At 71.3% G+C, this 6853-nt stretch carries 6 protein-coding genes; 2 read left to right on the top strand and 4 right to left on the bottom strand.

The annotated features are described in order from the left end of the window. Nucleotides 1–145: 145 nt before the first annotated feature. Together ON37_RS22510 and ON37_RS22505 are read right to left on the bottom strand one after the other, a co-directional pair. Nucleotides 146–1792 carry a hypothetical protein gene (locus tag ON37_RS22510; protein ID WP_040722028.1) on the bottom strand — a complete coding sequence of 549 codons (1647 nt, stop codon included), beginning with the start codon at nucleotides 1790–1792 and terminating at the stop codon, nucleotides 146–148. 117 nt (nucleotides 1793–1909) lie between these two features. Next, nucleotides 1910–3295 (bottom strand): aminotransferase-like domain-containing protein, encoded by a 1386-nt coding sequence (locus ON37_RS22505; RefSeq protein WP_040722026.1) that lies wholly within the window; start codon nucleotides 3293–3295, stop codon nucleotides 1910–1912. Nucleotides 3296–3389: 94 nt separating this feature from the next. Between ON37_RS22505 and ON37_RS22500 the strand changes: the two genes are divergently transcribed. Continuing rightward, on the top strand, nucleotides 3390–4076 hold the full coding sequence (locus ON37_RS22500) for a pyridoxamine 5'-phosphate oxidase family protein (RefSeq protein WP_040722025.1): 687 nt from the start codon (nucleotides 3390–3392) through the stop codon (nucleotides 4074–4076). A 94-nt stretch (nucleotides 4077–4170) separates the two neighbouring features. Here ON37_RS22500 and ON37_RS22495 read toward each other — a convergent pair whose 3' ends face one another. Together ON37_RS22495 and ON37_RS22490 are read right to left on the bottom strand one after the other, a co-directional pair. Continuing rightward, complete coding sequence (locus ON37_RS22495; RefSeq protein WP_040722023.1) at nucleotides 4171–5397, bottom strand: hypothetical protein; 1227 nt, start codon at nucleotides 5395–5397, stop codon at nucleotides 4171–4173. A gap of 6 nt (nucleotides 5398–5403) precedes the next feature. After that, nucleotides 5404–6177 (bottom strand): crotonase/enoyl-CoA hydratase family protein, encoded by a 774-nt coding sequence (locus tag ON37_RS22490; RefSeq protein WP_040722021.1) that lies wholly within the window; start codon nucleotides 6175–6177, stop codon nucleotides 5404–5406. Nucleotides 6178–6230: 53 nt separating this feature from the next. Here ON37_RS22490 and ON37_RS22485 point away from each other — a divergent pair, with 53 nt between their 5' ends. Beyond that, the gene (locus ON37_RS22485) at nucleotides 6231–6851 is read left to right on the top strand and encodes a TetR/AcrR family transcriptional regulator (RefSeq protein ID WP_040722108.1); all 621 of its coding nucleotides are present in this window, start codon (nucleotides 6231–6233) and stop codon (nucleotides 6849–6851) included. Nucleotides 6852–6853 lie beyond the last annotated feature (2 nt).

Genomic DNA, 6853 nt, shown 5'->3' with positions numbered 1-6853 from the left:
GGTTAGCCGGACCTGTCAACGGGCGATGGGCGGGCACAGTTGTGACCCCGCCACCGTCATCCGCACCAGCACGCGTGAATTCTCCTGTTTCAGACCCCTACTTCCCGTCGGTGGGAAGGGCGCTCGCGGACCTTCCGGTCCGGTATCACCGCATGTCCAGCCGGGCCATCGTCAACAGCAGCCGATGCAGGACCTTGGCCGGACCGGGGGCCTGGGCACCGCGCTGTTCCACCCCGGCGAACCCCTGGGCCAGGGCGCGGCCCGGATCCAGGACACCGTCGCGGAAGCAGTACTCGCCCAACTGCTTTCGCCAGCGTCGATATCCATCGGTCACCTGGGCCAGGGGCCGGCCCTCGGCGCCCGTGAGCCGCAGATACTCGGTGATCAGCGCTCGTTGCACCGACGTACGCGCCCGGAATCCGCCTTGGAGGTCGACAACCTCGCCGAGTGCTCGCAGCACCTGCGCCTGCACAGGGTGATCCGCGGACTCGACCGGCCGGGCCCGGACCCGGTCGCGGCCCGCCGCGACCCCCGGGTCCGCCAGCGTGGCGCGGTCGAGGACGATCCACGGTTCCGGTGCTGCCGCCGTTCCGCGGTTCTCCACGCGCGCCCCCGTCTCGCCGAGATCCGCGACCGCGACGCCGCGCAGGGGGAGTGGGTACTTGTCCAGCACTGTATCGACGGTCTCGGCGAGTTCCAGCGCGCTCCGGGTGGTGATCCCGGACGTCTCGAAGCCGCTGACCACCAGTTGGTGCCGGGCTGCCATGGCATTGATGATCTGCATGGCTTCGTCGGCCGTGACCGGGCGCGGTGGCGGTTTCGGCGCGGAGTCCTTGCGCTGCCTGGGTTCCTGGGCCTTCTTCGCCGCGTCGGCACGTCGAGACTGCGACGGCCGCGGCTGTCCCGGTTGTGCCGGCTGTCCCGGTTGGCCGGCGGCGCCGGGCTTCGACCACGGCGCGGCGGAATTCCGCGGTGTCGCAGGCGTGGCCGGGTTCGGCCCCGGCGATCGAGTTCCCGGCGCTGTCGGCGCGGACGTCTTCGCCGCGGAAGGGGAACCCGGAGGCGATGCCGGTGCAGAACCGGGAGCGGATGCCCTGGACGGTGGCGTCGCAGTGGACGGCGCGGTCGCGGTGGCCGGGGCGCGGCGCCCGGAAGTCTCGGGATCGGACGTCGGCTGCTGTGCTCCGCCGCTCGGTTGCCGCGAACCGACACGGTTCGGATCGGCGCCCCCGGCGCCGCGACCGGGACGGGGACCGGGAGTAGTCGCCGGCGCGCTCACGGGTGATTGCCCGGCGGGCTGCTGCCGGCCGGGTGCGGGGGTCTCGTCGGCCGCCGGCAGCGGGCCGGTGGCCGACGGGCCGATCGCCTGCCGTCCGGTCTCGGCACCGGACAGGCCCTGGCTCGGGACGCCGAACTGATTCGGAGCGCCGAGCGGGGGCGAATACCCGAGTGCCGGAATCTGCGGATTGCCGAGGTCCGGCAGCGAGTTCCGGATGGCGGCACCACCGGCGCGGTCCTGACTCTCGAAGGTGTCGGCCAGCGTGTGCAGATTCGCGCTCATCGCCTCGATGTTCTGCACGAGGTTCTCGAACCCGGTCAGATTCCGTTCCGACTCGGGGACATACGATTCGGCGAACAACCGTCCCGGTTCGTCGTCACCCCAGCACTCGCCCTCGCGGGCGAGGTCTGCCTTCAACTCCGCCACCATCCGGGCGGTTTCGGCGGCGCGGGCGCGGAGATCGGCCGCGACCCTGCGCAATTCGTCCGGATCGACGTACAACGACTGATCCACACGTACTCCCGCTGTCGCCGCGCTCGCCACGCCAATGCGTGCCTGCGGCGAGCGCCCGTCTTCTACTGGTGCCGGAGCAACGATTCTGCCCGCACGCGCCCGGTCGCGACCGTCTCCTTATTCTCGCCGCTGGGAATTTGCGCCGGCCAGGCATTCGGCGGCGATGGTGATCGCTACTCGCAGCTCGTCGAGCGCAAGAGTCGCGTAGCCGATCGGTGCCCCGAAGGTGTGCGGAATTCCGGCGTGATGGCGCCCCAGGCCGTCGAGCAGGACTCCGCGCGCACGCGCGCGAGCGATCGCCTGCTGCTCGGCCGCCGCCGACTGCAGCGGAACCAGCACGTGGGATCCGGCATTGTCGCCGACGACCTCGAGTTCACGTGCCCGGAGTTCGTCGACCAGCAGAGCCCGCCGCGGCGGCATCTCGCGCCGCAGGCGGCGCAGGTGCCGGGCCAGGTCGCCGTGCCGAGCGAGTTCGGTGAAAACCAGTTGGCCCGCGGGGGCGGGGCAGGTACCGGTGTTTTCGCGGTGGGCGAGGACGGCGTCGGTGATCCGGCGGTCGGCCACGAGCCAGCCGACGCCGAGGGTGGTGGACAGGATCTTCGAGGTGGTGCCCAGGTGGATCACCAGGTCGGGGGCCAGAGCCGCCAACAGGGGTAACGGTGCGCTGTCGTAGCGCAATTCGCCGTCGTAGTCGTCCTCGATGAGCAGGGCGCCGGTGCGGCGGGCGAAGTCGATCAGCTCGACGCGGCGGACCGCGGGCATGCGGGCTCCGAGCGGGAATTGGTGTGCCGGTGTGCAATAGACGGCGCGCACCCGCTCCGGAATGTGGTCGACGCGAATGCCGTTGCCGTCCAACGGGATCGGGGCTACCCGCACTCCGGCGGCTCGGAACGCGCCGACCGCCCGCAGATACCCGGGGTCCTCGATGGCGACGACGTCGCCGGGACGCAGCACCGCTCGGGCGAGTTCGGCCACCGCCGAACCGGTTCCGGCGGTGGCGAGGACCACGGTGTCGTGCCCGGGACCGAGCCCCCGATGGCGCAGCAGGTGTTCGGCGATCATGGCCAGATAGTCCGGCCGGCCGGCACGTTCCTTGCGGTCCGAGGGCAGTCGGTCGCTCGCGGCCCGCCAGGCCCGCCGCCAGGCCGCGCGGTCGATCGCCGCCACGCAGGGTGAGCCGGGGGCGAGGTCGAACAGTTCGAGGGGGCTTGTCGAAAGTGGTGCGGCCACACGGTGTTCCGGCGCGGAGGGCGGGACGGCGGTGAGATAGGTGCCCGACCCGTGCCGGCCGGAGATCCAGCCCTCCGCGTGCAGCTGGTCGTAGGCGGCGGTGATCACGGTGCGGCTGACACCGAGCCGCGCGGCCAGGGCCCGGCTCGGGGGTAGCCGATCGCCCGTACGCAGCCGGCCGGCGGTCGCCGCGGCGCGCACTTCATCCGCGACCTGGACCGAGAGCGGACGCGCCGACTCGCGGTCGATCGACAGCGGTAGCTCGTCGTCCACCGGTTCTCCCCTCGACGGTCGCCCGCAAGTGGCCTGCCGAAATCACGTCCGATTGGCCATTCGGTAATACCACCCGAGGATAGACCCTGGTCGTATGCCAGAAGCCGCCCTGCCCGGAACGCCCAGCCGCCCGGCGTTGTCGTCGACGCCGCGCAGCACTCTCACTCGATACCGGGACCGCGCCGCAACCGACCCCGCGGCCCTTTACGAGGTGCTCGATGCCGGGCTGATCTGCCATATCGGGGTGACTCTGCACGGCACTCCGGTCGTGCTGCCGACCGTGTACGGCCGCCGCGGGGACACCCTGTATCTGCACGGATCCACCGGCGCCGGCAATCTGCGCGCCGCGCTCACCGGCGAAATCAGCCTCGCCGTCACCCTGGTCGACGCGATCGTGTATGCCCGTGCGGCCATGCACTTTTCGATGAACTATCGCTCCGCCGTCGTGCACGGGCGGCCGGTCGAGGTCACCGACCCCGAGCAACGGCTGGACGCGCTGCGCGCGATCGTCGAACATTCGGCCCCCGGTGCTTGGGATACCGTGCGCGCGCCGGACAAGAAGGAGTTGGCCGCAACGTTGGTGCTGGCCATCGACCTGGCCGAGGCGTCGGTGAAGATGCGCACCGGCGACCCGTCCGACGATCCCGCCGACCTCGACCGCGACACCTGGGCGGGGCTGCTCCCGGTCCGGCAGGTCTTCGGCCCGCCGGCCCCCGCCCGCGATCTGGGAGACGGCATCGATATCCCGGCGCACGTGCTGGACCGAGTGCACCGTCGCTGACCCGCTGTTCACCGTCGATCCGAAGGATTTCAGTGGGCTGGACGGGCTGCTCACCGTCGTACCGGTGCTCCATCGGCGAAGATCGCCCGGGAGCTCACCACCTGGTGACCGGTACGTCCAGCCGGTCGAGGGTGGCGTGGGCGATGTCGGCCAGGACGTCGCTCGACGGGATGTGGTCCGGATCGAGGCCGACCAGCGCGAGGGTGTAGTTGTGTCCGATGCGGCACAGGTATCCGGAGAGGCGGGTGCGGGGCAATTCGGTGGCCGGTAGGCCGGGGTGGATCGCGCGTGCGGCAACTCCGGTGCAGCGGTGCGGGCCGAGCTGGGTCAGCGAGGTCGGCAGGGCGCCGATATTGGAGCACAGGATGTCGCGTTCGCCGGCGCCGCGCGCGAGCCGGTGCGCGACCCGGGCGGGAAGTACCTGCAGTAGTTCCGGGGGCATACCGGCAGGGGCGGACATGCGGTATTCGTATGCGGCCCGGCACTTTTCCCGCAGGGTCGCCGGGTTGTCGGTCCGCTCGATGCACACCTCGGTCATGGCCATGTCGTTGTCGACGCGCCGATCGTCGCGGGTGTCGACGGGCACGGCGGCGCAGATCCGGGGCTCGGGAAAGCCGCTGTCCCACAGCATTCGCGCCATCACCGCCAGGAACAGACTGTTGGGTGAGCCGCCGCGGCCGGCTGCGGCCAGCTCCCAGTCGGCGGCCGGAAATTGCAGTACCACACCGATATTCGGCAATGCGGTGACGCTGCGGGTCGCGGCGGTTTCCGCTCGCGGTGGTGCGCCGTGCCGCAGTGCCCGGGCGGTTCCGGACAGTACCGTCGCCCACTGCCGGCCGGCGTCGAACCAATCCGATTGCGGCGCAGCGTATTCGGCAACCGGGCTACCCGACAGGGCGTGATCGACGGCGAGCGCCAGCCCGCGACCGTCGGCGAGCGCGTGCGAGCAGGTCAGGACCACCACCGAACCGCCCTCGCGCAGCGCCGCGGCCGACAGCCGCCAGCCTGGCTCGAATTCGGGATCGAGGTCATGTCCCTGGTCGTCGGCCCAGGTCAGTAGATCGGCCGCTGCCAGTGCGCCGCCCGCGATCCGCAGCGGATGCGCGCTGTCGTTGCGCCGCCAGTACGGTCGCGCGCCGGGAATGCGCGGCCGCACTACCCGCCGCCCGAGCGGTCCCACCCGCAGGGCGGCGTGGATCTGTTCGAGCAGCCGCCGGTCGAGGGGATCGGCTGTGCGCCACAGCCCCTGCAGGGCGCTCGGTGTGCCCAGACCGCGATGCGCGCGCAGGAAGATCTCGTCGATGACGGTGAGCCGACCCATCGCCGTTCAGGCCGACGATCCGTGCCGGCCCGCACCGGCGGCGAACCGCTGCGCACCCTCGAGCGCGCCGTCGGCGAGGGCGCCGAGGCCGTGCCGGAATTCGTTCGCGATCGCCGACGTCTCGTCCAGCCCCCACTGCTCCAGCGCCGACATGCGGTCCGAACGCAGGCAGGTCTGCGGTAGCGCGGCCAGCTCGGCGGCCAATTGCTCGGCGGCCGAACGGGATTCGCCGGGTGCGACGACCCGATTGACCAGGCCCATCTGCAGCGCTTCGGGTGCGGTCACCGCCCGGCCGGTCAGGATCATGTCCATCGCCCGGCCGGCGCCGACGATGCGTGGCAGCCGCACGGTGCCGCCGTCGATCAGCGGCACGCCCCAGCGGCGGCAGAACACGCCGAATGTGCTGTCCTGCTCGGCGACTCGCAGATCGCACCACAGCGCCAGCTCCAGCCCGCCGGCGACGGCGTAGCCCGAGACCGCGGCGATGACCGGCTTCGACAGCGTCATGCGGGTGGGACCCATCGGGCCGTCGCCGTCGGTTTCGGCGCGGTTGGAATTCTCGGTGCCGAGCGACTTCAGGTCCGCTCCCGCGCAGAAGGTGCCGCCGGCGCCCCACAGCACGGCGACCGCCGCGGAGGTGTCGGCCTCGAATTCGCGGAAGGCGTCGGCCAGCGCCCGCGCGGTGGGTCCGTCGACGGCATTACGGGCGTGGGGGCGGTCCAGGACGACCGTGAAGACCGGGCCGCTGCGCTCGATTCGTACGCTCACGAATTCGACCATACGGCCCGTACCGGGCCTTGCGTCAAGAAATGAATCTGTGCTTCACTTCTTGCGTGGCGTACCGCAGAACCCCCGCCGTGCAGGCCCGACTCGACGCGCAATCGCGCGCCATCGTGCATGCCGCGATGAAGGTTCTCTCGGAGCAGGGCTTCGGCGGACTGTCCATGGCCACGGTGGCCGCCGAGGCGGGCGTCGCCACCGGAACGGTCTACAAGAGTTTCAGCGGTAAGGCCGAACTGGTCACCGCGGTGTTCCGCGATGTGGTGACCCGTGAGGTCGCCGCGGTCGCCCAGGCCGGGGCCGAGGGGAGCGTGGTGGACCGGGTCACCGCGGCGGTGGAGACCTTCGCGGGCCGGGCGCTGAAGAATCCCAAGCTGGCGTACGTGCTGCTCGCCGAGCCCGTGGACGCGGCCGTCGATAACGAGCGATTGCGCTTCCGCCGCGCCTTCGCCGAAACCTTCCAATCCGCCATCGCCGACGGCGTCGCGAACGGCCAACTGCCGCCGCAGGATTCACGCACCAGCGCCACCGCGCTGGTGGGCGCCATCGGCGAAGTACTGGTCGGGCCACTCGCACAGCGGTCGCAGAGCGAATCGGTGGTCCCCGAACTCGTCGCCTTCGCCCTGCGCGCCCTCGGTGTCACCGACGGATCCGGCGCGCACGAACAGGAGTAGTC

This window comes from Nocardia veterana NBRC 100344 (assembly GCF_000308855.1).
Taxonomy (GTDB): Bacteria; Actinomycetota; Actinomycetes; order Mycobacteriales; family Mycobacteriaceae; genus Nocardia; species Nocardia veterana.
Note: the sequence above shows the minus strand (reverse complement) of the source record. Positions and strands in the feature narration are given on the sequence as shown.